Here is a 25,268-nt window from a genome sequence, read left to right as displayed (position 1 = left end):
ACAAAAACCAGCCGCCAGTAAACTGGCGGCTGGGGGTACCATTATGGGTGTTAACCGAATACCAGAGATACGCCGGGTACGATTTTGGGATTAAAACTCCAGATCGGAAAGATCGTCGTAACCCAGTTGATCCTTAATGCGGCGACGCTCCAAACGATCTTCGATTTTGCGGCGCATTTCCAGAGTGTGCTGGCTAGCTTCTTTGCCGGTGAGTTTTGGCGTTGCCTCATCATCATCGGTTTCGGTGCTACCATCACTCATCAGATCAGTATCTGGTGACTCTACATCAACTGACATAAGACTACTCCAACATTGACAGAGAGAAGGGGTGGCGTCGGCTCCCCTAGTGGGGAAATTTGACCCGCGCTATTTACCATAGCCCATAAAAAAACGAAAGAAAAATCGCTTGGCGATATTAAATTTTTCCTTTGTACCTTGAGCCTTAACTGGGGTACAAAGCGCGCCTGTTGTTTTAGGTTTGCGTGTTTATTCAATCAATCGTGTAATTTCAATAGTCCGACAACAGAGGGCTTATGGCAGTGACAAAAAAACAACCTGAGGTAATCGGCTGGCGCGAATGGGTAGGGCTACCGGAATTAGGTATCCCGGCCATTAAAGTTAAGGTCGATACAGGCGCACGCACCAGTGCGTTACATGCGTATTACGTTACGCCGTTTGATAAGGATGGCAAGCCCTGGGTGAGGTTTGGCCTGCACCCGTCGCAGCAAGATAGCCTCACCTGCATTGAGTGCGAGGCGCCAGTAAAGGATATTCGTAAGGTGACCGATTCCGGCGGGCACAGCGAGGAGCGGGTGGTGATTGAAACTTGCTTGCTTATCAATGGAATCAGTATGTCTATTGAGGTAACGCTTACGGATCGGGAGAATATGCGCTTCCGCATGCTGCTCGGGCGCAGCGCCTTGAAACAAGGTTTTTGGGTAGATAGCAGCAAATCTTTTTTACTGGGTGGCAATAAAAACCACCCGGCGATGGCATCGCTTTAGCGATCAACCACCTTTCTTTTTTCTTACTCAGGTTTCCTATGAAAATCGCTATTTTGTCGCGCAATCGTCGCCTCTATTCCACCTGCCGACTGGTGGAGGCCTGCACTAAACGCGGCCACGAGGTGCGTGTTATTGACATCCTCAAGTGCTACATCGATATCGCCTCTGACAGCCCTGCTATCTGGTATATGGGTGAACAGCTGGAAGATTTTGATGCGGTGATCCCGCGTATCGGCGCCTCTGTTACGCATTATGGTTTAGCGGTCATTCGCCAGTTTGAGATGATGGGCGTTTACTGCCTCACAGAATCCATCGCTTTGGGGCGCTCGCGGGATAAGTTGCGGGCACTGCAGTTATTGTCGCGCAAGGGCATAGGCCTGCCTAAAACCAGCTTCGCCTACAACGTGCACGACGCCAAGGAGTTGATCAAGTTAGTGGGTGGTACTCCGCTGGTGCTCAAGCTATGCGAGGGCACTCAGGGGCGCGGCATAGTGCTCGCTGAAACTCAAAAAGCAGCAGAGAGTGTGATTGAAGCGTTCCGTGAACTGCGCGCTGAGTTTTTGGTGCAGGAGTTTATTAAAGAGGCAAATGGCAGTGATGTACGCTGTTTTGTGATTGGCGATAAAGTGGTCGCGGCAATGGAGCGCACCGCGCAAGAGGGCGAATTCCGCTCCAACCTGCATCGTGGCGGTACTGCAAAAGTTACCAAACTCACCCCGACCGAGCGCCGCACCGCCATCAAAGCAGCGCAGACCATGGGGTTGCATATTGCAGGGGTGGATTTGCTGCGTTCCAGCCGTGGGCCATTGGTGATGGAAGTAAATTCATCGCCCGGCCTTGAGGGTATTGAAGGCGCAACACAAAAAGATGTTGCGGATGCGATTGTGCGGTTTGTGGAAGAAAACGCGCGGCCCAATGCGAACAAGGTTCGCGGTAAGGGTTAGAGGTAAATTTGGGGGCTTTTAAGCCCCCAATTTCATATGCGCTTCTAGCTGAATGACGGTGCCATCAAAATAAAACTTTCCATTGCGGAAATGGTTTTCTAATTGTTTGGATGTCATGGGTTTGGCATAGAGGAAGCCTTGTGCCTGATCGCAGCCTTTGTCGCGCAACCATTCGGCTTGTCGCTCGTTTTCAACACCTTCGGCAACAACTCGCATCTGCATGTTGTGCGCCAGGCCGATGATCGATTTAGCAATTGCGGCATCGTTATCGTCGTCGTGAATATCATTGATAAAACTGCGGTCGATTTTGAGTTTCTGAATCGGAAAACGCTGCAAATAGGCGAGCGATGAATAGCCAGTGCCAAAATCGTCGATGGCGAGAAACATACCCATCTGGTTGAGTTGATTGAGCTGATTGATCGTCTCGCCGGCATGTTCCATGGCGCAGCTTTCGGTGATCTCCAGCTCCAGATATTTTGCTTCTAAGCCTATGTCGGTGAGAATGGCTTCGACTTTGCCCGGGAAGTTCTTTTGACGGAATTGGCGTGGCGATAAATTTACCGCAATCTTGCCAACATACTTGCCCGCATCTAACCAGATTTTTTGCTGTCGGCAGGCCTCGCGCAGCACCCATTCGCCAATTGGCACAATTAAACCTGTCTCTTCCGCGAGGGGAATAAAATGCGCGGGCGATATAAGCCCCCGGTCCGGATGCTGCCAGCGCACCAGCGCTTCAACACCCATCATTTCGCCGGTTTTTAAATCGACTTGCGGCTGGTAGTAGAGCACCAGTTGTTGTTGCTCTACCGCGCGGCGCAAATCGTTTTCCAGCAATAAATAATTCACTGCAGTGGCATTCATACCTTTGGTATAAAACTGGCAATTGTTTTTGCCCGCCTCTTTTGCCTTGTACATAGCAACATCGGCATTTTTTAACAGTTCATCTGTATCCATGCCATCGTCAGGAAATACGCTGACACCAATACTGACTGTGGTGGAAATACTGTGGCCGCTTATTTCCAGTGGCCGCGCCAATGTTGTCAGCAACTTGTTCGCGACAAACACTACGTCTTCCAAGTCGTGAATACCTTCGAGTACTACCACAAACTCGTCGCCACCCAAGCGCGCTACTGTATCCATATCGCGCACCCCTTCATTCAGGCGCATAGCGATGGCTTTCAGCAAAATATCGCCCGCGTCGTGACCAAGGCTGTCATTGATGTTTTTGAAGCGGTCGATATCGAGCAGCATCAAAGCGACTTTAGAGTCGCTGCGACGCGCGCGCGCCAAGCCGTGATAAATGCGGTCATAAAACAATGAGCGGTTGGGCAGGGAGGTTAGCGAATCGTGGAAGGCCATGTAGTTGAGGCGCGATTGCTGTTCGCGCAGCGCGTTTTCCGCCAGCTTGCGCTCCGAAATGTCGGTACCAATGGTGCAGACACCAAATACATTATTTTCTTTGTTGCGCAGCGGAAACTTCACCATCAGATAGGTGTGTTGGCTGCCATCTTTATGCATTAAATTCAGCTCGACCTCGTAGGTCTGCTGTTTGGTTTTGGCGGCTATGTCGATTTCCCACATGGATTGGGCAACGTCTTTGGGGTAAACATCAAACACGTTTTTGCCGACAAATCCGGATTCATCGATATTGGCCATTTGTTTGAAGTGCTCACTTGCCAGCACTACATTACCATCCAAATCCTTCACTGAAATTAGCGCGGGGGAAAAGCGCAGTATCGCATTCAAATAGGTTTCGCTCGCCCAGAGTGCTTGTTCGGCAAGGCGAAACCGCTCGGCTTGCTCTTCGTGGTGCCACATGTCGATGACTTGGCGCACGAGCAGTGAGCTAAATGTCCATACCGTATCCAGCTCGTTCACTACCTTTTGTAGTTGCGGTAGTTGCTGGGTGGACTCCATATAAAATACGGCGATGGTTTTGTTCTTTTCCTGAATCGGGTGCAAAAAGCAGGAGTTGGTGCCTTTTTGGATAAAGAGGGCACCGAGTTGACTAATTGTCTGTTGGTCTAGTGCGCAAGGGGTGCCGGAATCAAAAACCTGATGAATATATTGATGTGGTAAGTAATTCAGGCGGCTGAGTGAAGTCGCTACGCCGCTAACAAAGGGCGCGCGGGGGCAAGATGATGCAATTGCTTCAACATACAGATGGCTATCACGCTCAACAATTAATACAGCACGGCTTATGGCTTCTTTGGTAATAACCAGCTTCACCAAGCGCTCGGCGATTTGTTTGTGATTTAAATCGGTAAAAAGTTGCTGAAACTTTTTGATTAATTCTATAGCAGTGTTCTTTGACTGCGCTGCTTCATTGTTTTGCATAATCGCTCAATTTGGGTGATCGTCGCGCCATTTAGTGCATCTCGCCATGAGGCAGTCCCCTTGAGGGCGGCGGATCACTATCACTAAAAACCTAACTTTTGGCCGCTCTTCCGGGGCCTGCATTTCCCAAATTTCTACATCGAATCAGCACTTTACAACAAAAAAGCTTATGGGAGATTTTTTTTATGATAAATAAATAGGGGTGCTGCTACAGTTACGGAAACTTTATCCACATTGGATGGAATCAATACACCAATGTTTCCAAAATTCCCAATGGATGGAGGCATTTTGCGATAATGATGAAAAGTGTGCCAATAATATGTTTTCATAAGAATGAGTAAAAAATAGGCACAGACACTGAGCGATCATAGAGTGACAAGCGCAGTTGGGCTCGCGTTTGCGTAACTCTGCACTAAAATTACATTGATAATTAATGGCACTTCAGGGGAATCACATGCGCCATCTTGTTCCTTTTGTGGGTGAACAAAAAGTTGTTCGCGCCGATGATGAGCAGGCTCGCGTCAAGCGCACGGAAGGGCGGGTGATCGATGATGTAATCGGCAATGGCAAGGTAGAAAGCAGTTGGGATGATGTGGTGCCTGATGGTTGGGCCGATAAATCCAAACCCAAGCCTTTAACACCGCCTACTGCTGCCGCCCATGCTTCTATAGCAATGCCGCGTGCCCATGTGCCGATTAAACCTGGTGTAAAGTCGGCCGCCCCCACAAAAAAAACAGCGCCCGCCAAGCCGTCGTCATCTTCAGCCGTGACCTTTTCAGATGCAGCCAGTATGGATTGGGTGCGGATTAACAATGGGCGCGGTCTGCGTGTGAGTATCTACGGCAATATCGATAACGATTTGCGCAAGGAGTGGAGCCGGTTGCTAAATGACCCTGAATCTGCCGATATCAAGGAGTTCGAGTTTAACCTGAGCGAAACTCCGGCATTAAGTTTAACGGGCTTGGGGATGCTACTGTTATTCAAAGAGCGCAAAGGCTCGGTACGCGATGCCATTAAATTGTGTAATTGCAATAAAGAGGTGACTCAGCTGCTGCAGTGGACGGGAATGGATAAATATTTTGCAATTGAAAGCGCACACATTTTACCGCCTAAATAAATCCTGCCCATCTGCAAAAAAAGCCCGAATTGCTCGGGCTTTTTTGTCTGTTTTCAATGAGCGCTACAGTGTTTTTAAAACCCCAATCAGCGCCTGCATTTCGGTATCGGTGCCGATGGTAATGCGCAAAAATTGATTGATACGTGGTTTGTTAAAATAGCGCACTAGAATTTTGTGGTCGCGCAAATACTGTGCAACTTCAGCCGCATTTTTTCCTACCGGTTCGGTGAAAACAAAATTGGCTTGTGATGGCAGGCTTTTGAAACCGAGTTTATCCAGTTCGCTTACTGTCCAATCGCGCGTGGCGATAATTTTATCGCGACAGCTTTTGAAGTAGGCATCATCTTCAAACGCAACTATAGTCGCTGCTTCTGCCAAGCGATCCAGTGGATAAGAATTGAATGAATTCTTAACCCGATCTAATGCGTCGATTAAATCTTTATTGCCAACTGCAAAACCTACGCGCATACCCGCAAGTGAGCGGGATTTTGACAAGGTTTGCACCACTAGCAGATTGGGGTATTTATCGACTAGCGCAATCGCCGTTTCCGCACCAAAATCCACGTAGGCTTCATCGACTACCACCACCGACTCAGTGTTGTTTTGCAGCAAGGCTTCAATGTCTGCGAGCGGTTTGCCAATCGCTGTGGGTGCATTGGGGTTGGGGAAAATAATGCCGCCGTTGGCAATTGCGTAATCAGAAAAGTTAATCGTGTAATCATCGCGCGTCGGAATAGTGTGTGCGGTGATGCCAAATAATTTGCAATAGACCGGATAAAAGCTGTAGCTGATATCGGGGAACAACAGCGGTTTGTCCTGCTGGAAAAAGGCCATAAATAATAGCCCCAGCACCTCATCTGAACCATTGCCGACAAACACTTGCTCTGCCGTGACATTGTAGTAGTTGGCGATGGTGTTTTTCAGTCTTTTCGAGTTGGGATCCGGGTAAAGACGCAAACGGTCGATGGCGTCATGGTTGATTACGTCGATCACTTTGGGCGAGGGCGGGTAGGGGCTCTCGTTGGTGTTCAACTTGATCAAACCATCAATTTGTGGCTGTTCACCGGGCACATAGGGCTCCAGTTCACGCACCACCTGACTCCAAAACTTCGACATGTTTGCTCCTCTCGGCACGCATTAAAACGGGTGGGCAGTATACGCTGTGCCACGCGCTGTTCCTATCCTTCTACTGGTTTTCCGGTGTTGATGGAATATTTATTGCTGGTTCAGAACAGGGTGGGTTAGCTGGGAGCTACACTTAACAGACACACTGCAATTCGAGTAAACAAAGGACGCTACTATGAGTCGAACGCCGAAATTAATTATGCTGGATCTGGACGGTACTCTGTATGTAGGCAAGCAGCCAATTCCCGGCGCGATAGAGTGCATCAAGCAGTTGCGTGAACGCGGCATAAGCTTGCGCTTTCTCACCAATACCACAACCAAGCCTCAGGATGAGTTAGTCGCTCAGTTGCGTGTGATGGGGTTTACGTTGGAGGAGGACGAGCTGATCAGTGCGCCTGTTGGTGCAAAATTGGAGTTGTTGAGTTTGCAGCAACAATTGCGTCGCCCGGTGCGTATATGGCCGGTGGTGGCCGATAGTATCAAATTGGATTTTTCCGAATTTAGCTGGGATGAAAAAAAACCGGATTATGTCGTTCTAGGTGATATTGGCGATGCATGGGATTTAAGCCTGATCAATCGTCTGTTTAACGTGATACATGGCGGTGCGGAGTTAATTGCGCTGCATAAAAATCGTTTCTGGCAAACCGAAGATGGCCTTAAAGCTGATATAGGTTTTTTTGTTGCGGGCCTTGAATATGTCAGCAGCAAAAATGCCCGGGTGATGGGTAAGCCTAACCGTGATTTTTATCAGCGAGTGCTGGATTCTGCGATGGTAAGTGCAGAGGATGCACTAATGGTTGGCGATGATATTGACAGCGATGTTGGTGGTGCCCAACTAATTGGAATAAAAGGTTGTCTGGTTGAAACTGGAAAATTTCGTCGAGCTTACTTTGAGCAGTCTGCAGTCGCGCCAGATTATCTTGTTCCATCAATTGCTAACCTATTGAGTGTCATAGCCTGAGCGCACGATTTTGGCTCGCGCATAATTTTTGCCGGGCATTACTTTGATGCATTCTGGTGCAATCAAAAACTTCCACTAAACTTGTTTTTCAAGATTACGACAAAAACATAAAGAGATCTGGATCACTAATTCAATCCTTACCCCCAGTAATAGCTAGACTCGAGCACAAAATTCATGGGTAATTAACTGTGTTTATTGTATAGCCGCTACTTGGCATGAAAGCCGCATTTGCCAAAATACCGTTTTTGTTTGATCCAGACCAACATATTCAGCAGTGTGTTAGGGGGCAGGTTTAAGTGTGTGTATAAGATATTTAATTAGTTACTACTGGGAGTGAGTAAATGAATAAAAAGCATCCGTTATCCTTAAGTGTTCAATTTATTACATTAGGCGTCGCGAGCTTGTTGATGAGTGTGACTGTGCCGGTTTCTGCACAACCAGCGGCTGACGACAATATCGAAGAAACCTTGGTTACCGGTTCGCGTATTAAACGCAGCAATTACCAAAATGGTGGACAGGTAGTTCAAATTGAACGCCAGCAAATCGACGCGTTAGGTTCACTAACCATAGCCGATGTGTTGCGCAATTCTCCGCTCAATTCCTTTGGGTCATTCAGCGAGCGGTCGGGCAGTTCTGCGCAGTCCAACGCAACGATAAATCTGCGTGGCTTGGAAGACTTCCGCACATTAGTCATGCTTGATGGTCGGCGCATGGTGGGCTCGCCGAATTTAGGTGCCGCAACAACCAATATTAATATGGTGCCTATGGCTGCAGTGGAACGGGTTGAGGTCTTGGCCGACGGCGCTTCTGCAGTTTACGGTTCTGATGCAGTTGCGGGCGTTGTGAATATGCATCTGCGTGAAAATTTTGACGGAGTGGAATTTAAAATACGCGGCGGCGATCGCTCGCGCGATGACGGCAGTGAATTTACGGCAAGCTTATTGGCCGGTGTCGATAGCGATAACAGCAATCTCACCTTTGCCATTGAAAAGAGTATGCGTGATCCTATTTTTGATCGCGACCGCAGCTACACCGCGCCGAAAACCCGTGATGTTGACGGCGACGGCGTGATCGATGCCTATGTGGATACTATTGGCTATTCAATCTACGGCAAATCAATTGCCATTTATGATCCAGACACAGGTTATGACCGGATTAAAGCGGCAAATGGTTGTGCCGCAGGTGATGGTTTTCTCGGTGTAGTGGATGCCGATATTGACTGGGGTGCAGATTCTAATCTGAATGAAAACACCTATTGTATGTATGGCTTTGCCGATGTTTCCGCCAACAAAGCTGAATTGGACAAAACCAATGTGTATGTCAATTACACTTACGATGTAAATGATTCCACCGAATTTTATGCCCGTTCAATTATTTCGCGCGTTGAATCATTTGGGCGTTTTGCACCGCCTGCGGCTACGTGGGATGAAATGCCAGCCGATTATAAAGATGTTCCCTACGATATAGATGCGTTAAAGCAGCAGGGGTTGATTGGCGATAATTATGAGCTGACGGGTTACTACCGCTGGACCAATGTTGGGCTACGCGATAATTTCACCACCGATACACAGTTTGATACCACGTTTGGTTTGCGTGGCGATTTGACGGATGAAGTGAGCTATGAAATCTATGTGCAAAATAGCCGCTACGACGCAAAAGAATATGGAAAATATTATTTGTCTTATACCGGTCTTGATTATGTGATGAATCAGGGCATCGATCCTTTTTCGGAAGAGGGCGCACAGGCGATGAGCGCCTTAACCACGCAAGATAACCTGAGTGAAATGATGAAGTTTTATGGCCAATTACAATTTGGTATTGGCGATTGGTTTGGCGCTGGCGACGTACTGGCGCTGGTCGGTGCGGAAGAAATTTCGCTGGACTATGAAAATAATTATGATCGTGCATCAGAGGGCGGATTTGTTGGCGGAAGTTCCGGCAATTCAGCGCGTGGTGATCGCGATATTTCGGCATTATTTGCCGAGACGGTAATCCCGGTTAGCGACGCAATTGAATTGAATGCCGCCGTTCGCTACGACTCATACAGCGATTTTGGTTCAGCCACTTCACCTACTATTGCGGCCACTTGGCAGGTGACTGACTCGCTGGTGTTGCGCTCGCGTATTGGGCGCGGATTTCGCGCTCCAGGTTTGGATGAGATCTACGGCGCTACCGCATTTTCTGCCGAAACTGCATCCGATCAATTTACCTGCGCTAAAAATAATATTGCGCCAGAGGATTGTTCCAGTACTCAAATTGATACCTATTTTTACAGCAATGAAAATTTGGATGCAGAAAAATCTGATTCATTTAGCTTGGGTGGCAATTGGCAAGTCAGTGATGACTTCTCAGTCGATTTAAGCTATTGGGCGGTCGATATTAGCAACGTTATTATCCAGCCGGTCACGCAAGATGTATTTTATGCCGAAGTGGCGGGTTACCCATTTGATCCTGCAAGCAATACGTATGTTGATCGCAGCGGTGGCAAACCTATTGTTCATAGCGCCTACGTCAATAACGGTGAACTCTCAACATCAGGATTGGATTTACAAATAAAAGCGGGTATTGATACAGGCGTAGGGCGTTTCACTTCTGAACTGTTTGTTGCGCATACCTTGGACTACAAAGAACCCGGCTATTTTAGTGGTCCTTTGCAAGATACTGCGGGTTTTAATTTACAGCCGGATATGCGCTCCCAATTAGCGCTTGGTTGGAGTTTGGAGCAGCATTCAATCGATATTATTGTCGATTATATCGGCGCATCTTCCCAGCAAGATTTTATTGCGTTCACTGATTCCGGCGATGCTTATTTAGCGACCAGCAATAAAGACCTAAAAAGCTGGACGACCCTAAATGCAGCCTATACCTTTGATGCAGAGGGTTGGGGTAAGGTAAAAGTCGGCGCAACCAACTTAACGGATGAAGATCCAGTGTTTGATCGCAACGGATTATACGAAGAGCCGCACTATGATCTTTACGATAATACCGGGCGTGTTGTCTACGTTGAGTACAGTTTAAAAATTTAGTCTATTTAATCAAGAGCGGTTAATATTTTTCGCTTGAGCTGCAACATAGAAACGCACGTGTAAGTCAAACACGTGCGTTTTATATGGCAGGCAAACAGCGTATGATCGCTACAACCTTATATGGCTTGTGAGAAGTTGTATTACGGTTGGTACATCCTCTTTCGTAAAATCAATAAAAAAGTTGTCCATATGAATAGAACTAGCGGCGAGTTTCTCGGCCACCCCAAAGGCCTGTATGTATGTTTTGCGACCGAAATGTGGGAGCGCTTTTCTTTTTACGGGATGAAGTACATTCTGCTGTTGTATCTCACTAAGTATCATTTATTTTCCGATGGTGCAGGCTTGGATATTCTCGGTGCCTATGCGGGCTTGGTTTATGCAATGCCGATGATAGGTGGTTTGATTGCCGACCGTTATTTAGGTACACGCCGGGCGGTATTATTTGGTGCAATTATTTTGTGTATAGGCCATTTTTTAATGGCGTTTGAAGGGCAGCAAGCGGTGTATTACCCTGCGGGCACTTTGCTCGCTGAATCTTTAACGCTCGCCACAGGCGAGGTTTTGCCGTCTGGTACATTGCTTTCATCTGAAATTACTATTCAAGACACTGCAGCATTAAATATTTTTTATTTAGCGATTGCATTTATCGTAGTCGGTGTCGGTTTTTTAAAGCCAAATATTTCGGTAATTGTGGGACAGCTTTATGCTCCTAATGATCCGCGTCGGGATTCCGCCTTCACATTGTTTTATATGGGCATTAATGTTGGTTCATTAATTGCGATTTTACTCTGTGGTTGGCTGGGCGAAACCTACGGTTGGAAATACGGTTTTGGTCTTGCCGGGGTAGGTATGATCATCGGGATGTTGGTGTTTGTGTATGGTCAGCGTTATATCAAGGAGTATACCGAGTCACCCAATCCCGAATGGTTAAAGGCAAAGCGTGCAGGCATTAAGCAAGAGTGGTGGATTTATCTGGGGAGTTTGGCCGCACTACCGGTTGTTTGGTGGTTAGTGCAAAGTGAGCCGGTGGTACATATCACGCAAAATATTTTTTTACTCTTGGGTATTGTTGGCATTCTTGCTTATTCAATGATTCACGCTAATCCATGGCAATCACAAAAATCGGTTTTTCTCTTGGCGGCAGTGGTAATTTTAATCGGCGTCGGCAGTGTATTAACTCAAAATAATGTTATTCAGTTATCTGAAAATGCAACAGAGTACTGGTTGTATTTCAGTATTATCTGTCTGCTTGGATTTATCGCCTACGGTTTTGTTCGCTATCGCAGTGTCGAATTTACCCGCACCTTAGTGTTAATGGTGATGATTCTTTCCGCCATTGTTTTCTGGTCTTTGTTCGAGCAATCGGCCGCCTCCATGACATTATTTACCGACCGGGTTTTGGACCGTGAAGTGTTTGGGGTCACTATAGTTGCAAGTCAATTCGCCGCACTTAATGCCATGTTTATCATGCTATTGGCGATTCCTTTTGCGTTACTTTGGCCCTGGCTGGATGCGCGTGGTTTAAATCCTTCCACTCCCGTTAAATTTTCGTTGGGAATCATATTGGCGGGCACCGGTTTTGCGGCCCTTGTATTGGGCGCGCAATTTCCGAACGAGGCAGGCAAAGTAGCGGCAATCTGGATGGTGCTGGCATATTTTAGTCACAGTGCAGGAGAGTTGTGTATTTCGCCGATTGGTCTTTCCGCAGTGACAAAATTATCTCTTCCGCGCGTAGTCAGTGTCAGTATGGGAACCTGGTTTGTTGCAACTGCATTATCGGAAACCTTGGTAACCCGTATTTCTAAATGGGCATCAATCAATGCTTCGGATAAAACGGATATCGCTGGTATGTTGGCCACTTACACTGAATTATTCGAATTCTTAATGTGGCTCGGTATAGGTTTCGGAATTTTTATGTTGGTTATTTCTCCGTTGCTGAAAAAAGGCATGGGCGGAATCAAGTAATTATTGACGGGATAAATTATGAAAAATTATATGGGCTTACGCGGTTTTTTATATTCAGCGATTGCGCTCTTTTGTCTGAGTGGCTGCAGTAAAGCACCGTCAACCAGTGAGGTTGCTGCGGCCCCTGCTGTAAAATCGGCAGATGAATTTATCGCCAGTGTTAATAAAACCTATCTCGATAATTATTACGAGTACAACGCAGCCCAGTGGGTTTATGTTACTTACCTGAATGATGATTCAGCGCTACTGGCCACCAAGTCCAATGAAAAATGGATGGCGATGGAAAAAGAGTTGCTGGCAGAGGCGCGCCACTACAAAGATGCGCCTATGTCAGCGGCTACAAAAAAAGCTTATATCAATATGACCCAAGGCAAAACATTATTGCCACCCGATACACCTGAAGCGCGCGCAGAACTTGCGCGTATTGGGACTCATATGGAAGGAGTTTACGGTGCCGGAAAATATTGCAAACCAGAAGGCGCTAACACCAGCGATGAAAAAAACTGCCGCGATTTAAATCAGCTTTCCGATGTGCTCGCCAAAAGCCGCGATTACAACGAGCTGGTAGATGCCTGGACGGGTTGGCACAGTATTGCACGCGCTTATCGCAACGACTATCAGCGTTACGTTGAGATTGCCAATAGCGGCGCGCGTGCTTATGGTTTTGGTGATTTAGGTGCGTCATGGAAGTCTGGCTACGACATGCCCACCAACGAATTTGAAAACGAAGTGGAGCGCTTGTGGCAACAAGTAGAACCCTTATATAAGGCGTTGCATTGCAAGGTGCGCGCTGATCTTGCCAAACAATACGGCGAGGATAAAGTACCGCTAAACAAACCTATTCCCGCTCATCTGCTCGGCAATATGTGGAGCCAGCAGTGGGATGGTATTTACGATTTGGTAGAGCCTTATCCCGGCGTGGGCGATCTTGATATCACCGCTGCCTTGGTAAAACAAAACAAAGATGCGATTGCTATCACCAAAATAGCGGAAAACTTTTTTACTTCACTTGGCTTGCGCGCACTGCCAGACAGTTTTTGGAAAAAATCCATGCTAACCAAGCCGCGCGATCGCGAAGTGGTTTGTCATGCAAGCGCCTGGACGATGGATGCAAAAGAAGATGTGCGCATCAAACAATGTGTTGAGCCTACCGAAACAGAGTTTGAAACAATACATCACGAGTTAGGCCATATTTATTATGATCTGGCTTATAACGATAAACCCATGTTATTTCAAAACGGCGCGAACGACGGCTTTCATGAAGCGATAGGCGATACAATTGTATTGTCGATTACGCCTGGTTACTTAAATGCAATCGGCTTAATTGAAAACGTTGAAGCTAACGAGCAATCGGTTATTAATCAACAAATGAAATTGGCGCTCGGGAAAATTGCCTTTCTACCTTTTGGAAAACTAATGGATCAATGGCGTTGGAAAGTATTCTCTGGTGAAATTAAACCGGAAGATTACAACAAAGCTTGGTGGGAATTACGCACGCAATATCAGGGCATTACGCCACCGGTTGAACGCACAGAACAAGATTTTGACGCAGGTGCAAAATACCATATAGCCGCCAATGTACCTTACACCCGCTATTTCATTGCGCATATTTTGCAATTCCAATTTCACAAGGCTCTATGCGATGCGGCTGGTTTTAAAGGCCCTTTGCATGAATGTTCAATTTACAACAGCAAAGAAGCGGGCAAAAAATTACAAACTATGCTCGCCGCCGGTGCTAGCAAACCCTGGCAAGACGTCTTGGAAGAGGCCATAGGCACCCGCCAAATGGACGGCTCCGCTATCATCGATTATTTCGCCCCGCTAATGCAATGGCTGGAAAAAGAAAACCAAGGGCAGGCCTGCGGCTGGTAAAACAGCATACAAAAAATAAATAAAAAAGCGGCTGGATAAACTCCAGCCGCTTTTTTATAGAGCAAATATAATTCAGTGGTTATTAAAATCCAATTTTCTGCAAGTGCGGATTATCCACCGTAACTTCCAGTGTTTTTATCTCTTCCAAAACAACCAGCCGCTCAACTCCATTCATATCAATCTTTATGCATTCATCGCGGTGGTCATTGCGCTGTGTGTCTTGCGCAATGCCTTGAATGATGTCACCCGACTTTAATGTGAGTTTAATCGGGTAGTGATACATGCACACAATTTCAATATGATCGTGTTGGTTGCAGCTGATCATTTAGAGAGTCCTCGCCTGCTTGGCACTAACTGCGAATTAAAGGTTTGAATAAACCATATTTCCAATCGCGCATGGCCATTACCACCGTCACCCCGTTACGTTTATCAAGGGGCAGGGCAGCGTCTTGATTGTTGAGGTCATCAAATTCGCGGGCAATTTTTTTAAGTTTGCGCTGGAATTCACCGTTGCTTTGAGGGGATAGCATACCATTCAGGACCAGCAGGCATTCGTCATCGTCGTTAAGGGCTGGTTTAAAAAATTCCTGTGCAATTTTTTCCTGAAAAAAGTGTTGGATGGGGCCATTTTCGCGCCAGCTAAAATTGGTGGCTACCAGTAATTTGATTTTATTTTTCGGCAGTAACTCAATTATTTTCAGCTTGTCGAGCCGCGCCAGTTTTTGTATGCATATTGGTTCGCTCAGGTTGTAAAAAGAGATTATATCCTCAAGGCTCCAGCGATTTAGCGCACACACGGTGATTAATAATAAAACCAGATCCCGTGCTATTTCCTCTTCTTGATCAGCCGTGAGTTGCTGCAAACGCGGCTGCTGCTCATTCATCATTTGCACCAGATCAGAAATTTCCATGCCCATGATCTGACAAATCTGTTCAAGCCGCGCGAGGGAAATGGCCTGCTCAGAGAACAGGCGCTTGACGCTGGCCTCGGTCAAATCCAGTTTTGGTGCTATGTCGGCATAGGTTAGCCCGTGAGCCTTGAGTGCTTTTTTTAGCGTGTTTAGCAGAGAGGCAATTTGCGGCACAGTGTCATCCCTATAAGTTAATAAATTCGTTCAGCTGGGTTTAAAACGAAACATGCGCAGGGTTAGTAGTAGTGCTGCACAACTTAATCCGGCAATTAATGCCGTCCAGAAACCGGATGCACCCATAGAAGCGCCGAGCCAATCCTCAAATGTCAGTACATAGCCCAGCGGCAAACAAATTCCCCAGAACGACAGCAACATAATCAGCATGGGAATTTGAGTGTCTTTATAACCGCGCTGTACGCTAATCATCGTCACTTGAATTACATCGACTATTTGGAAAACGGCGGCAAGCATAAATAATTTTGTAGCGATGCTGAGTACTGCTAGGTCTGAGGTATAAAGGCTCGCTAAATAATCGCGCCCAAAAAATAAAATCGGGGCGTTAACGCAGCTAATACCAATGGCCAATAGCAGTGAGCTGCGTGCTAACAGGCGCGCTTCGTCATAATCTTTTGCGCCGACTAAAAAACTCACACGCAAGGTGAGCGCCATACCCAAACTTAATGGCAGCATAAAAAACACGGAGGTCGCATTTAATACGATTTGGTGGCTGGCAACGGTAGTTGCGCCAAGCGGTGCTAAAAACAAAGCGATCATACAAAACATGCTGACTTCAACAAAAAGAGTGAAGCCTATAGGCAAGCCGAGCGTTAATAGATCTTTAATCTCGCTTTTATTGATTGCGACCCAATCACCCACTAAATGAAAGTTCTTATAGGTATTACTGCGGTTCAGGTAAATGATTAGCGCTATTGTGGCAATCCAATTAGAAATGCTGGTAGCCCAACCGCAGCCGATACCACCCATTGCGGGGAGCTGGAAAACAAGAAAATCAAACCCGTAAATAAAAATATAATTGAGCGGTAGATTCAACAAGGTGCTGAGTAGTGAAAACGCCATAATGACCCGTGTATGACCAAGGCCGTCGGTTAATCCCCGCAATGCGATTAACAACAAAAGTGCAGGCACACCCCAGGAAAATGCTTTGAGATAACCATCGGCTATGGCCATTGTGGTGGCATCTAATTTCAAAAGAGCGAGCAGTGGCTGTATGTTCACTAACAATAAAATCATCAGCACCATCGCGGCCAACGCAATATAAATTCCCTGCCAAGTTGTGGGCATAATTTTGCGCACATCGCCTGCACCCAGGTGGCCAGAAATAATCGGTTGCAACGCACCCAGCACCCCTACAAAAAAGAGCAGCACCGGCACCCATAAACTGGTTCCTATGCCTACACCCGCCAAATCCTCCGCGCTGGCATGCCCGGCCATCACCGTATCAATTACCCCATTAGCCATCTGTGCCAGCTGCGCAATTAAAATCGGCATACCCAGCAATGCGAGGTGTTTCCACTCAATGAGTGTGCGCTGCACAAGGCTTAGGTTGTGATCGGGAAGGGGTTGGTCAGTGTTTGAAAGTTCCACAGGGTATCCGTTGTATGGGGCGGTTGGGCGTTGTATCTGAAAGGCTAAGCCGGGGATTTTAGCGGAAAAAGAGGGCTGCCTATGGAATGGGGTTAAAAATAGCTAGTGTTTTACTTTTTACGGGTTTTATCCGTATACTTGTTCAATGGCTGCCAATCAAGGCGGCATAAGTAGGTGGCTAATGAGCAAAGCACAGCGTTATGAAATTCAATGGGATGAAGAGACGCGCATTCTCGCCGAACGCGCGGCATCTGCGGCGGGTTACGCCAATATAAAGGCGTATCTAACCCATTTGATCCGCGAAGATGCCCCGCGAGTCCTCTCTCAGTATGCAGAACTCAAGGTTACTAGTGAGAACTTTGAGCGCTTTATGGCAGCCTGCCAAAATCCCCCTAAGGTGGGTTCAAAATTACAGGATGTAGCAAAATCTATGGCAAAGGATGGTATCTGGATTGAAACAAAGATCTGAATTTGTCCCCCTTAATACCACTCGGGTAGATGTAAAAACGTTTGATTGTGGCAAAGAGCCAATCAACCGGTTTTTGCACCGGTTCGCCGCCAAGCACATGGCATCAAGCCTAAGCGCAACCTTCATCCTGCCCTTTCAGCGGGAGGGGCAGAGCACAACAGATAAATTAGGTGTTGCGGCATATTATACTCTCGCCAATCAATCCCTCTCTCCTGAAAATATTCCAACCAATAAATCGCTCCCCCGATTCGAGACACCTGTCGTCCTATTGGCGCAGTTAGGTGTTAACAAGCAGCACCAGGGCCAAGGGCTCGGCGCAATAACTTTGGTCTCCGCACTGCAACATGCTTACAGCATTTCAACGAATCCAAACGCGATTCCATCCTTTGGTGTTGTGTTGGATGCAATCGATGATGAGGCCTTGGATTTTTATAAGTCATTTGATTTCTTTATCGAGTTCAGCGGAAACCCGAAAAGACTGTTTGTACCGATGCAATCTATTGTTGCGTTGTTGTAGGTAGCCCACTACCTAACTCCCGGTAAACAAGCAGTTTGAGACTGATTGATATCAATGCTATCATTTGTTCGTTATCAAATGACCTCAGGGGGTTGTTATGGCAAATCTCATAGTCCGCAATGTTGATGATGCAATCGTGCAAGCGTTAAAGGCGCGTGCCGGTCTCGAAGGTGTTAGCGCAGAAGCTGAACACAGAAAAATTTTAGAGCGCGCATTGTTGCGTCCCGCCAAAAAAAGTTTTGCGGATGTGCTTCGTTCTATTCCTGAAGTTGGACAAGATTCAGATTTTGAGCGTGTACAGGATAAGGGCGCGCCCGATGTATTTAATTGATACCAATGTCATCAGTGAGCTGCGGAAGAAAGGGAATATCAATAAAGGTGTAAAGGATTTTTTTGACCAGGCAGTATTTAACAGGACACCTTTGTACATTAGTGTTGTCACGCTCGGTGAGCTGCGTCGCGGTATTGAATTAATTCGGCATCGGGGTGATTCGGTGCAAAGCCAAATGTTGGAGCAATGGCTCAATCTTATTCTCGATGAATATGATGAATGCATTCTCGAATTTTCTCAGGAGGCGGCTCAGGTGTGGGGCGCCCTGCGTGTTCCTCATCATGAAAATGCATTAGACAAGCAAATCGCTGCGACTGCTCTTGTTTACGATTTGTGTGTAGTAACGAGAAATATTGAAGATTTTAAAACCACGGGCGTAAAAGTCATAAATCCTTTCAGTTAGGCTCCAATCCACCTAACCACCGGCAATGCATTTTCATAATTTCCAATCTCAATCCGCGTACAACTCGCGTAATCAATCTGCAATTGTTTGAATAACGCTGCGTTGCGCCAATCCAAATGCAGTATGTGGGCGATAAGAATACGGATAACGCCGCCGTGGCAAATAATTACCTTGTGGCCCGGTGTATTATCCCTGATCAGTAAGTTCCAGCTTGCGATAACTCGCGCGGCAAATTCGGTGAGTGATTCGCCTTGCGGTGGTTGCATGGAATCGGGTGAATGCCAGAAGGCTTCGATATTTTTCCATTCATCGCCCAGCTCATCAAACGGGATGCCATCCCAAACACCAAAATTCATTTCTTGTAAGTTGTCTTCCGTTTGCAGCGGGATGTGCTGCTGCGTGGAAAATTCTTGTGCGACTTGCAGACAGCGAATTTTGGGTGAGCTAATAAGTTGGGTGATGGGATTTTGCGTGTGTAGATTATTCAGCACGCGGGTTAAATCGCTATGGCCTGCGGTGCTGAGTGGGATATCGGTTTTGCCGTAAAGAGCGGCTGGGCCTGCGACTTTACCGTGCCTTACCAAGGTAATCAGAGTGGCGGTCATTTTGTGGTGTCTTTTAAAGTCAGTGGTAAACCTGCGGCGACAAATAAAACCTTATCGGCGATCTGTGCGAGCTGTTGATTTAATCGGCCTGCTTCATCGACAAATTTCCGGCTGATTTCGCCCAGTGGAATTATTCCCAGCCCCACTTCATTGGCGACAAAAATCACTTGAGTCTTGTTTGCACTGAGGCTATTCACCAGTTCATTAAACAGTGTAGAAAAATCTTGTTCAGGATATTCAAACATTTGGTTGTTTAGCCACAGGGTTAAACAATCTACCAAAATAGTTTGTGGGTGTTGCGTTTCTTCTTGCAACGCAGCGGCTAAATCTAACGGGCATTCACGCACACGCCATTCACTGGGGCGATTGTGTTGATGATGTTCAATCCGCGCAGCCATTTCTTCATCTAATGCAGTAGCAGTGGCGATATAAACGACGGGTAATTGATTTGCGCTCGCCAGCGCTTGTGCAATGCGCGATTTTCCTGAGCGGGCGCCGCCTAATACTAAGGTGATCATAGAATTGCCACCACTAACAAAGCATAAATAACCAGTTCACTAGTCTGCTGTGCCGCACCTAAACAATCGCCGGTATAACCGCCAATTTGTTTTTGGAAATAATATTTTGCGGCGTAGCGAATCACAATCAATGTGGCGATGATTAATAACGCTTGTTGCCAGTGGAGTAGAAAAAATACCGGTAGGCAAGTGGTTAACAAAATAATCAAATCCGTTTTCGATTGGTTGTTGGCCAGTGGTTTACTTTTACTGCCATCCTGCTCGGCCACATAACGCATATCAAACGCCAAGCTTGCGGCAACTGCGCGCGATAGTGCATAGGCAATCAATATACTCAGTGCGATTTGTGTGTTCTCAATGAGCAACACATATTTTCCTAACAGCGCCATTACCAATGCGGTTGCACCGTAAGTGCCTATGCGGCTGTCTTTCATAATGCTGAGTTTTTTCTCGCGCATAAAGGCACCGCCAAAACCGTCGGCGGTATCGGCAAGGCCGTCTTCGTGAAAGGCGCCGGTGAGTAATAAACTAAAAGCCATCGCCAACCAAAGGCTGATTGAATTGGAAAAAAGATAATCCGCCGCGATAAAAACCAATGCGACTAAACCACCCAATAACCAACCAACAAGTGTGAAGTAGCGGCTGGCGCGGTTGAGATTTTCCGGCGAGTATTCAATCCACGCGGGCATGGGAATGCGGCTGAAAAAACCGAGTGCGAGAAAAAATAAATTGAGCTGTTGTTTCACACTTTCACACCGGCGCTTTCAAAGGTGGCCATCTGATTGTAAAAACTCACTGCAGCTTGGATCAGTGGCATTGCAAGCGCGGCGCCCGTGCCTTCGCCTAAACGCATGCCGAGGTTGAGTAAAGGTGTTGCATCTAACATACGCAACATTAATTGATGACCGGCTTCTTCGGATTCGTGGGCGAAAATCATATAGTCGCGTGTGTTCGGATTTATATTTACTGCGAGTAAAGCCGCCGCGGTAACAATAAAACCATCCACCACAATCAAGCGGCCTGCCTGTGCAGTGGCGAGCATGGCGCCGCAGATTTGGGCGATTTCAAAACCGCCGACTTCACACAAAATATTGAGCGGCGATTTGTCTTTAATTCGCGCGACGGCCTGACTAACCAGTGCGATTTTTTTGGCGAGTTGCGCCTCATCAATACCTGTGCCTAAACCGACGCAGGTTTCTACGGGGGCATCGCTAAGCGCGGCGAGGATTGCTGCCGCAGAGCTGCTATTGCCTATGCCCATTTCACCAAAGGCTAATAAATTTGAACCGGCGGCGATTTCGCTTTCGGCAAATTCCTTACCCAAAATAAGTGCGCGTTCGGTTTGCTCTAAGGTCATCGCCGGCTCGTGGGCAAAGTTGCGTGTGCCCGCCGCAATGCGCTGAATAAATAATGCAGACGGCGCGGGTTTAATTTCATCTTTAATGCCGGCATCAATCACTTTGAGTGGGATGTGATTGGTGCGGCAAAAACAATTGATCGCCGCGCCGCCCGCTAAAAAGTTGCGCACCATTTGTTGCGTCACGCTGCTGGGCGCGATGCTCACACCTTCATCGGCAATGCCGTGATCGGCGGCAAATACCAGCATCAAAGGCCGTTCAATACTGAGCCGCTTGCGTTGTTGCACCAGAGCGATCTGCAGGGCGAGTTGTTCCAATTGGCCGAGTGCGCCAAGGGGTTTGGTTTTTTGGTCGATACGTTCCTGAATTCCAGGGATTAAATCACGTTTTAGCGGGGCTATTTGCCAGTCAAATATCATTGTTCAGTTTCCTTTGCTGAGGCCGCGCAACTTACCATATCTGGTGTTGTCTAGCCGCCGTTATCGGGTCATTTGGCGTATAATCGCGCCCTGTTTTTTGCCAACCTATCTGTTCTTGCCTATCAATCTGTTTTTGTATCTGTCTGGAGTCTGTCATGTTTGAATCCCTGTCTCTGTTACCTGCCGATCCAATTTTGGGTTTAAGCATCGCCTACGCCAATGACATCAACCCAAACAAGGTGGATCTGGGGGTGGGAGTGTACAAAAATGATGCAGGTGTAACGCCAATTATGAAGGCGGTGGCTGAGGCGGAAAAGTTGCGTATCAGCCGCGAGACTAGCAAGGCCTACACGCCGCCCGCAGGTTACCCCGGTGCCAATGAAGCGGTTACGAAATTGGTCTACGGTGCGGATCACCCTGCAGTGGCGGCCAACCGTGTGCGCACTATTCAGACTCCCGGCGGCTGCGGTGCTTTGCGAGTGGCGGCAGAGTTGATTCAGCGCGCCAAACCAGGTGCGAGCTTGTGGGTGAGCGTGCCCACTTGGGCAAACCATGTTCCCCTGTTGGGCAGTGCTGGCCTGAAATTGCGCGAATACCCTTATTACGATTACGCGACCCACAGCATTAATTTTGCGGCCATGCTGGCGACCCTGAATGAAATCCCGCGCGGCGATTTGGTGTTGTTACACGCCTGCTGTCACAACCCGAGCGGCGCGGATTTATCGCGTGTCCAATGGGATCAAGTCGCTGATGTGTTGCAAGCGCGCGGCATCATCCCGTTTATCGATATGGCTTACCAAGGTTTTGGTGAAGGGCTGGAAGAGGATACTTACGGCCTGCGTTTGATGGCGGCGCGGTTGCCGGAAGTGATTGTTGCTACCTCCTTCTCCAAAAATTTTGGTTTGTATCGCGAGCGCGCCGGTAGCTTGAGTATGGTGTTTGCCGACGAACAACAAGCGAATGCAGGCAATAGCCAATTGCTCAGCGTCACCCGTGGTCTCTATTCCATGCCGCCCGCCCACGGTTCAGCGCTGATCGATATTATTTTGCACAGCGATGAATTAACCAAAGTCTGGAGCGACGAGTTAACGCTGATGCGCGAACGCATCGCCGATTTGCGTATGGAGTTAGTACAAAGCCTGAATAGCTTGCAAAAGACCCACGACTTTCACTTTATCGCCAATGAGCGCGGCATGTTTTCATTTTTGGGTTTGAGTGTTGAGCAAGTGCATAAACTCAAAAGCGAATACAGCATTTACATGACCGATACCAGCCGCATCAGCGTTGCGGGTTTGAGTATGGAAAAAATGGATTATGTGGCAAAGGCGATAGTGTCGGTGTTGTAAACCAACAACAGAATCTCGGAAAAATGTAAAAGGCCTAGAGGATTGCTTCTAGGCCTTTTTGTTTATAGATAATTACTATTGAGTAGTTACTTATTGTAAATTTAGTTAATGTCATACTTTTGAGCTAAGGTTGTTTTGTTCGCACGATAAGCATTCAACTTATATCAGCACAACAGGAGACAACCATGGAACACAACTCATCTGCCGGTAAATGCCCGGTTATGCATGGCGGTAATACTGCATCGAGCAAGTCCAACACGGCTTGGTGGCCGAATGCATTGAATCTCGACATTCTTCATCAGCACGACCGCAAGACCAATCCGCTGGGCGATGATTTTAACTACGCCGAGGCGTTTAAATCCCTCGATCTGCAAGCCGTTAAAGACGATCTCAAGGCGCTGATGACCAACAGCCAGAGCTGGTGGCCAGCCGACTGGGGTCACTATGGCGGCCTGTTTATCCGAATGGCGTGGCACTCTGCCGGTAGCTACCGTATTGCTGACGGTCGCGGCGGCGCAGGCACGGGCAATCAACGTTTTGCGCCGCTGAATAGCTGGCCGGACAACGGCAACTTGGATAAAGCCCGCCGTTTGTTGTGGCCGATCAAAAAGAAATACGGCAACAAACTTTCCTGGGCGGATTTAATGATCCTTGCGGGCAATATGGCTTATGAATCCATGGGGTTAAAAACCTTTGGTTTTGCCGGTGGCCGCGAGGATATTTGGCATCCTGAAAAAGATACCTACTGGGGTTCAGAGAAAGAGTGGTTAGCGAAGAGTGGTGGTGAAGGTAGCCGCTATTCGGGTGAGCGCGATTTAGAAAATCCGTTAGCAGCCGTGATGATGGGTTTGATTTATGTAAACCCTGAGGGGGTAGACGGCAACCCCGATCCACAAAAAACCGCCGACGATATTCGCATCACCTTTGCGCGTATGGCGATGAACGATGAAGAAACAGTCGCCCTCACTGCCGGTGGTCACACAGTGGGTAAAGCGCACGGGAATGGCAACGCCGCGAACCTGGGGCCAGAGCCGGAAGCAGCCGATGTGGATGAGCAGGGCTTGGGTTGGAATAACCACAAAACCCGTGGCATTGGTCGCGATACAGTCACCAGCGGAATTGAAGGCGCCTGGACAACCAATCCAACCCAGTGGGATAACGGTTACTTTCAAATGTTGTTAAACCACGAGTGGGAGCTGACCAAAAGCCCGGCGGGCGCATGGCAGTGGCAACCGGTGGATATTAAAGAGGAAGACAAACCTGTCGATGTAGAAGACCCATCCATCCGCTGCATGCCACTGATGACCGATGCCGATATGGCGATGAAAGTTGATCCGGAATATCGCAAAATTTCCGAGCGTTTTGCTAAAGATCAAGCCTACTTTTCGGAAGTGTTTGCGCGCGCCTGGTTCAAATTAACGCACCGCGATTTAGGGCCAAAAGCGCGTTACCTGGGCAGCGATGTACCGGCAGAAGATTTGATTTGGCAAGACCCTGTGCCCGCAGTGGATTACACGCTGAGCGATACCGAAATTGCCGAGTTGAAAACAAAAATTCTCGCCAGCGGCGTCAGTGTGGCGGATTTGGTGGCTACCGCATGGGACAGCGCGAGAACGTTTCGCGGTTCCGATTTCCGCGGCGGTGCCAACGGTGCGCGTATCCGTTTAGCACCGCAAAAAGAGTGGGAAGGCAATGAGCCTGCGCGGTTGCAAAACGTGTTGAATGCGCTGGCGACAATTCAATCCAGTCTGGACAAAAAAGTCAGCATGGCGGATTTGATTGTATTGGGCGGAACCGCTGCGGTAGAAAAAGCCGCAAAAGATGCGGGTGTTGATATCACCGTACCGTTTGCACCGGGTCGCGGCGATGCAACTGAGGCACAAACCGATGCAGAATCGTTTGCACCGCTGGAGCCAATTCACGACGGCTTCCGCAACTGGGTGAAAAAAGATTACACCGTACAACCGGAAGAAATGTTGCTCGACCGCGCGCAACTGATGGGTTTAACCGCACCGGAAATGACGGTGTTAATTGGTGGGCTGCGTGTATTGGGCACCAACCACGGCGGCAGCAAACACGGTGTGTTTACCGATAAAGTCGGTGTGCTCAGCAATGACTTTTTCGTCAACCTGACCGACATGAGCTACCAGTGGAAGCCAACCGGTAAAAACAGCTACAACATTGTTGAGCGCAATACCGGCAATGTGAAATGGACGGCAACGCGAGTGGATTTGGTATTTGGTTCCAACTCGATTTTGCGCTCCTACGCCGAAGTCTACGCACAAGACGACAACCGCGAGAAGTTTGTAAAAGACTTTGTAAAAGCCTGGGTAAAAGTGATGAATGCAGATCGGTTTGATTTGAAATAGTCACGGTGTAAAACAAAAAAGGGGCGATGAACTGTACGATCATCGCCCCCTTTTTTATTGTGAAAA

23 protein-coding genes are annotated in these 25,268 nt (G+C 47.7%); 13 read left to right on the top strand and 10 right to left on the bottom strand.

Annotation, left to right across the window (positions count from 1 at the left end; all coding sequences use genetic code 11):
- Nucleotides 1–90 precede the first annotated feature (90 nt).
- Nucleotides 91–297: a PA3496 family putative envelope integrity protein gene (locus AWU77_RS11175; RefSeq protein ID WP_062063350.1), complete on the bottom strand. Its 207-nt coding sequence runs from the start codon at nt 295–297 to the stop codon at nt 91–93.
- 236 nt (nt 298–533) lie between these two features.
- Here AWU77_RS11175 and AWU77_RS11170 point away from each other — a divergent pair, with 236 nt between their 5' ends.
- Together AWU77_RS11170 and rimK are read left to right on the top strand one after the other, a co-directional pair.
- A complete protein-coding gene (locus tag AWU77_RS11170) occupies nt 534–1,004 on the top strand; it encodes an ATP-dependent zinc protease (RefSeq protein ID WP_062063348.1) in 471 nt (156 codons plus the stop codon).
- A 38-nt stretch (nt 1,005–1,042) separates the two neighbouring features.
- The gene (rimK, locus tag AWU77_RS11165; protein ID WP_062063346.1) at nt 1,043–1,948 is read left to right on the top strand and encodes a 30S ribosomal protein S6--L-glutamate ligase; all 906 of its coding nucleotides are present in this window, start codon (nt 1,043–1,045) and stop codon (nt 1,946–1,948) included.
- A gap of 18 nt (nt 1,949–1,966) precedes the next feature.
- Here the strand turns inward: rimK and AWU77_RS11160 are convergent, their stop codons facing one another.
- A complete protein-coding gene (locus AWU77_RS11160) occupies nt 1,967–4,285 on the bottom strand; it encodes a bifunctional diguanylate cyclase/phosphodiesterase (RefSeq protein ID WP_062063344.1) in 2,319 nt (772 codons plus the stop codon).
- A gap of 454 nt (nt 4,286–4,739) precedes the next feature.
- Between AWU77_RS11160 and AWU77_RS11155 the strand changes: the two genes are divergently transcribed.
- Entirely contained in the window at nt 4,740–5,402 is a 663-nt protein-coding gene (locus tag AWU77_RS11155) for an STAS domain-containing protein (RefSeq protein ID WP_062063342.1), read from the top strand.
- Nucleotides 5,403–5,465: 63 nt separating this feature from the next.
- Here the strand turns inward: AWU77_RS11155 and hisC are convergent, their stop codons facing one another.
- Nucleotides 5,466–6,518 (bottom strand): histidinol-phosphate transaminase, encoded by a 1,053-nt coding sequence (gene hisC / locus AWU77_RS11150; protein ID WP_062063340.1) that lies wholly within the window; start codon nt 6,516–6,518, stop codon nt 5,466–5,468.
- Between the two features lie 184 nt (nt 6,519–6,702).
- On the opposite strand from hisC, the gene AWU77_RS11145 reads away from it, so the two are divergent.
- The 4 genes from AWU77_RS11145 (at nt 6,703) to AWU77_RS11130 (ending at nt 14,351) form a co-directional block, all read left to right on the top strand.
- The gene (locus AWU77_RS11145) at nt 6,703–7,488 is read left to right on the top strand and encodes a TIGR01458 family HAD-type hydrolase (protein WP_062063337.1); all 786 of its coding nucleotides are present in this window, start codon (nt 6,703–6,705) and stop codon (nt 7,486–7,488) included.
- Nucleotides 7,489–7,829: 341 nt separating this feature from the next.
- Nucleotides 7,830–10,514 carry a TonB-dependent siderophore receptor gene (locus tag AWU77_RS11140; protein WP_062063335.1) on the top strand — a complete coding sequence of 895 codons (2,685 nt, stop codon included), beginning with the start codon at nt 7,830–7,832 and terminating at the stop codon, nt 10,512–10,514.
- 189 nt (nt 10,515–10,703) lie between these two features.
- Nucleotides 10,704–12,479 (top strand): peptide MFS transporter, encoded by a 1,776-nt coding sequence (locus tag AWU77_RS11135; RefSeq protein WP_062063333.1) that lies wholly within the window; start codon nt 10,704–10,706, stop codon nt 12,477–12,479.
- Between the two features lie 18 nt (nt 12,480–12,497).
- Nucleotides 12,498–14,351, top strand: coding sequence for a M2 family metallopeptidase (locus tag AWU77_RS11130; RefSeq protein WP_152625339.1), 1,854 nt, complete (start codon nt 12,498–12,500; stop codon nt 14,349–14,351).
- A gap of 82 nt (nt 14,352–14,433) precedes the next feature.
- Here AWU77_RS11130 and AWU77_RS11125 read toward each other — a convergent pair whose 3' ends face one another.
- The 3 genes from AWU77_RS11125 to AWU77_RS11115 are packed head-to-tail and all read right to left on the bottom strand — an operon-like array spanning nt 14,434 to nt 16,867.
- The gene (locus AWU77_RS11125; RefSeq protein WP_062063331.1) at nt 14,434–14,676 is read right to left on the bottom strand and encodes a Rho-binding antiterminator; all 243 of its coding nucleotides are present in this window, start codon (nt 14,674–14,676) and stop codon (nt 14,434–14,436) included.
- 25 nt (nt 14,677–14,701) lie between these two features.
- Nucleotides 14,702–15,436 (bottom strand): helix-turn-helix transcriptional regulator, encoded by a 735-nt coding sequence (locus AWU77_RS11120; RefSeq protein WP_062063329.1) that lies wholly within the window; start codon nt 15,434–15,436, stop codon nt 14,702–14,704.
- Nucleotides 15,437–15,466: 30 nt separating this feature from the next.
- Nucleotides 15,467–16,867, bottom strand: a complete 1,401-nt coding sequence (locus AWU77_RS11115; protein ID WP_062063327.1) for an MATE family efflux transporter — start codon at nt 16,865–16,867, stop codon at nt 15,467–15,469.
- 181 nt (nt 16,868–17,048) lie between these two features.
- Between AWU77_RS11115 and AWU77_RS11110 the strand changes: the two genes are divergently transcribed.
- From AWU77_RS11110 to AWU77_RS11095, 4 genes are all read left to right on the top strand, one after another.
- A complete protein-coding gene (locus tag AWU77_RS11110) occupies nt 17,049–17,336 on the top strand; it encodes a DUF1778 domain-containing protein (protein ID WP_062063325.1) in 288 nt (95 codons plus the stop codon).
- Nucleotides 17,308–17,853 (top strand): hypothetical protein, encoded by a 546-nt coding sequence (locus AWU77_RS11105; RefSeq protein ID WP_062063323.1) that lies wholly within the window; start codon nt 17,308–17,310, stop codon nt 17,851–17,853. The genes AWU77_RS11110 and AWU77_RS11105 overlap by 29 nt, the downstream gene beginning before the upstream one ends.
- A 97-nt stretch (nt 17,854–17,950) precedes the next feature.
- Nucleotides 17,951–18,184, top strand: a complete 234-nt coding sequence (locus tag AWU77_RS11100) for a hypothetical protein (RefSeq protein WP_062063321.1) — start codon at nt 17,951–17,953, stop codon at nt 18,182–18,184.
- On the top strand, nt 18,171–18,587 hold the full coding sequence (locus AWU77_RS11095) for a type II toxin-antitoxin system VapC family toxin (RefSeq protein ID WP_062063318.1): 417 nt from the start codon (nt 18,171–18,173) through the stop codon (nt 18,585–18,587). Before AWU77_RS11100 ends, AWU77_RS11095 begins: the two co-directional genes overlap by 14 nt.
- Here the strand turns inward: AWU77_RS11095 and AWU77_RS11090 are convergent.
- The 4 genes from AWU77_RS11090 to cobT are packed head-to-tail and all read right to left on the bottom strand — an operon-like array spanning nt 18,584 to nt 21,487.
- Nucleotides 18,584–19,192, bottom strand: coding sequence for a histidine phosphatase family protein (locus AWU77_RS11090; protein ID WP_062063316.1), 609 nt, complete (start codon nt 19,190–19,192; stop codon nt 18,584–18,586). The two genes, AWU77_RS11095 and AWU77_RS11090, sit on opposite strands and share 4 nt — an antisense overlap.
- Nucleotides 19,189–19,710: a bifunctional adenosylcobinamide kinase/adenosylcobinamide-phosphate guanylyltransferase gene (cobU, locus tag AWU77_RS11085; protein WP_062063314.1), complete on the bottom strand. Its 522-nt coding sequence runs from the start codon at nt 19,708–19,710 to the stop codon at nt 19,189–19,191. Before cobU ends, AWU77_RS11090 begins: the two co-directional genes overlap by 4 nt.
- Nucleotides 19,707–20,456 (bottom strand): adenosylcobinamide-GDP ribazoletransferase, encoded by a 750-nt coding sequence (locus tag AWU77_RS11080; RefSeq protein WP_062063312.1) that lies wholly within the window; start codon nt 20,454–20,456, stop codon nt 19,707–19,709. The genes cobU and AWU77_RS11080 overlap by 4 nt, the downstream gene beginning before the upstream one ends.
- Entirely contained in the window at nt 20,453–21,487 is a 1,035-nt protein-coding gene (cobT, locus tag AWU77_RS11075; protein WP_062063310.1) for a nicotinate-nucleotide--dimethylbenzimidazole phosphoribosyltransferase, read from the bottom strand. Before cobT ends, AWU77_RS11080 begins: the two co-directional genes overlap by 4 nt.
- Before the next feature lie 155 nt (nt 21,488–21,642).
- Between cobT and AWU77_RS11070 the strand changes: the two genes are divergently transcribed.
- Nucleotides 21,643–22,833, top strand: a complete 1,191-nt coding sequence (locus AWU77_RS11070) for an amino acid aminotransferase (RefSeq protein WP_062063308.1) — start codon at nt 21,643–21,645, stop codon at nt 22,831–22,833.
- A gap of 185 nt (nt 22,834–23,018) precedes the next feature.
- Nucleotides 23,019–25,202: a catalase/peroxidase HPI gene (gene katG / locus AWU77_RS11065; protein WP_062063306.1), complete on the top strand. Its 2,184-nt coding sequence runs from the start codon at nt 23,019–23,021 to the stop codon at nt 25,200–25,202.
- The last annotated feature ends 66 nt before the right edge of the window (nt 25,203–25,268 follow it).

This window comes from Cellvibrio sp. OA-2007 (assembly GCF_000953825.1).
Classification (GTDB): Bacteria; Pseudomonadota; Gammaproteobacteria; order Pseudomonadales; family Cellvibrionaceae; genus Cellvibrio.
The sequence above is the reverse complement of the archived record's forward strand: the minus strand, read 5'-3'. Positions and strand labels throughout refer to the sequence as shown.

Bases quoted from the DNA above. Each gene is read 5' to 3' on its own strand.
- AWU77_RS11175 (WP_062063350.1), bottom strand. From the start codon at position 297: ATGTCAGTTGATGTAGAGTCACCAGATACTGATCTGATGAGTGATGGT.
- AWU77_RS11170 (WP_062063348.1), top strand. From the start codon at position 534: ATGGCAGTGACAAAAAAACAACCTGAGGTAATCGGCTGGCGCGAATGG.
- rimK (WP_062063346.1), top strand. From the start codon at position 1,043: ATGAAAATCGCTATTTTGTCGCGCAATCGTCGCCTCTATTCCACCTGC.
- AWU77_RS11160 (WP_062063344.1), bottom strand. From the start codon at position 4,285: ATGCAAAACAATGAAGCAGCGCAGTCAAAGAACACTGCTATAGAATTA.
- AWU77_RS11155 (WP_062063342.1), top strand. From the start codon at position 4,740: ATGCGCCATCTTGTTCCTTTTGTGGGTGAACAAAAAGTTGTTCGCGCC.
- hisC (WP_062063340.1), bottom strand. From the start codon at position 6,518: ATGTCGAAGTTTTGGAGTCAGGTGGTGCGTGAACTGGAGCCCTATGTG.
- AWU77_RS11145 (WP_062063337.1), top strand. From the start codon at position 6,703: ATGAGTCGAACGCCGAAATTAATTATGCTGGATCTGGACGGTACTCTG.
- AWU77_RS11140 (WP_062063335.1), top strand. From the start codon at position 7,830: ATGAATAAAAAGCATCCGTTATCCTTAAGTGTTCAATTTATTACATTA.
- AWU77_RS11135 (WP_062063333.1), top strand. From the start codon at position 10,704: ATGAATAGAACTAGCGGCGAGTTTCTCGGCCACCCCAAAGGCCTGTAT.
- AWU77_RS11130 (WP_152625339.1), top strand. From the start codon at position 12,498: ATGAAAAATTATATGGGCTTACGCGGTTTTTTATATTCAGCGATTGCG.
- AWU77_RS11125 (WP_062063331.1), bottom strand. From the start codon at position 14,676: ATGATCAGCTGCAACCAACACGATCATATTGAAATTGTGTGCATGTAT.
- AWU77_RS11110 (WP_062063325.1), top strand. From the start codon at position 17,049: ATGAGCAAAGCACAGCGTTATGAAATTCAATGGGATGAAGAGACGCGC.
- AWU77_RS11105 (WP_062063323.1), top strand. From the start codon at position 17,308: ATGGTATCTGGATTGAAACAAAGATCTGAATTTGTCCCCCTTAATACC.
- AWU77_RS11100 (WP_062063321.1), top strand. From the start codon at position 17,951: ATGGCAAATCTCATAGTCCGCAATGTTGATGATGCAATCGTGCAAGCG.
- AWU77_RS11095 (WP_062063318.1), top strand. From the start codon at position 18,171: ATGTATTTAATTGATACCAATGTCATCAGTGAGCTGCGGAAGAAAGGG.
- AWU77_RS11090 (WP_062063316.1), bottom strand. From the start codon at position 19,192: ATGACCGCCACTCTGATTACCTTGGTAAGGCACGGTAAAGTCGCAGGC.
- cobU (WP_062063314.1), bottom strand. From the start codon at position 19,710: ATGATCACCTTAGTATTAGGCGGCGCCCGCTCAGGAAAATCGCGCATT.
- cobT (WP_062063310.1), bottom strand. From the start codon at position 21,487: ATGATATTTGACTGGCAAATAGCCCCGCTAAAACGTGATTTAATCCCT.
- AWU77_RS11070 (WP_062063308.1), top strand. From the start codon at position 21,643: ATGTTTGAATCCCTGTCTCTGTTACCTGCCGATCCAATTTTGGGTTTA.
- katG (WP_062063306.1), top strand. From the start codon at position 23,019: ATGGAACACAACTCATCTGCCGGTAAATGCCCGGTTATGCATGGCGGT.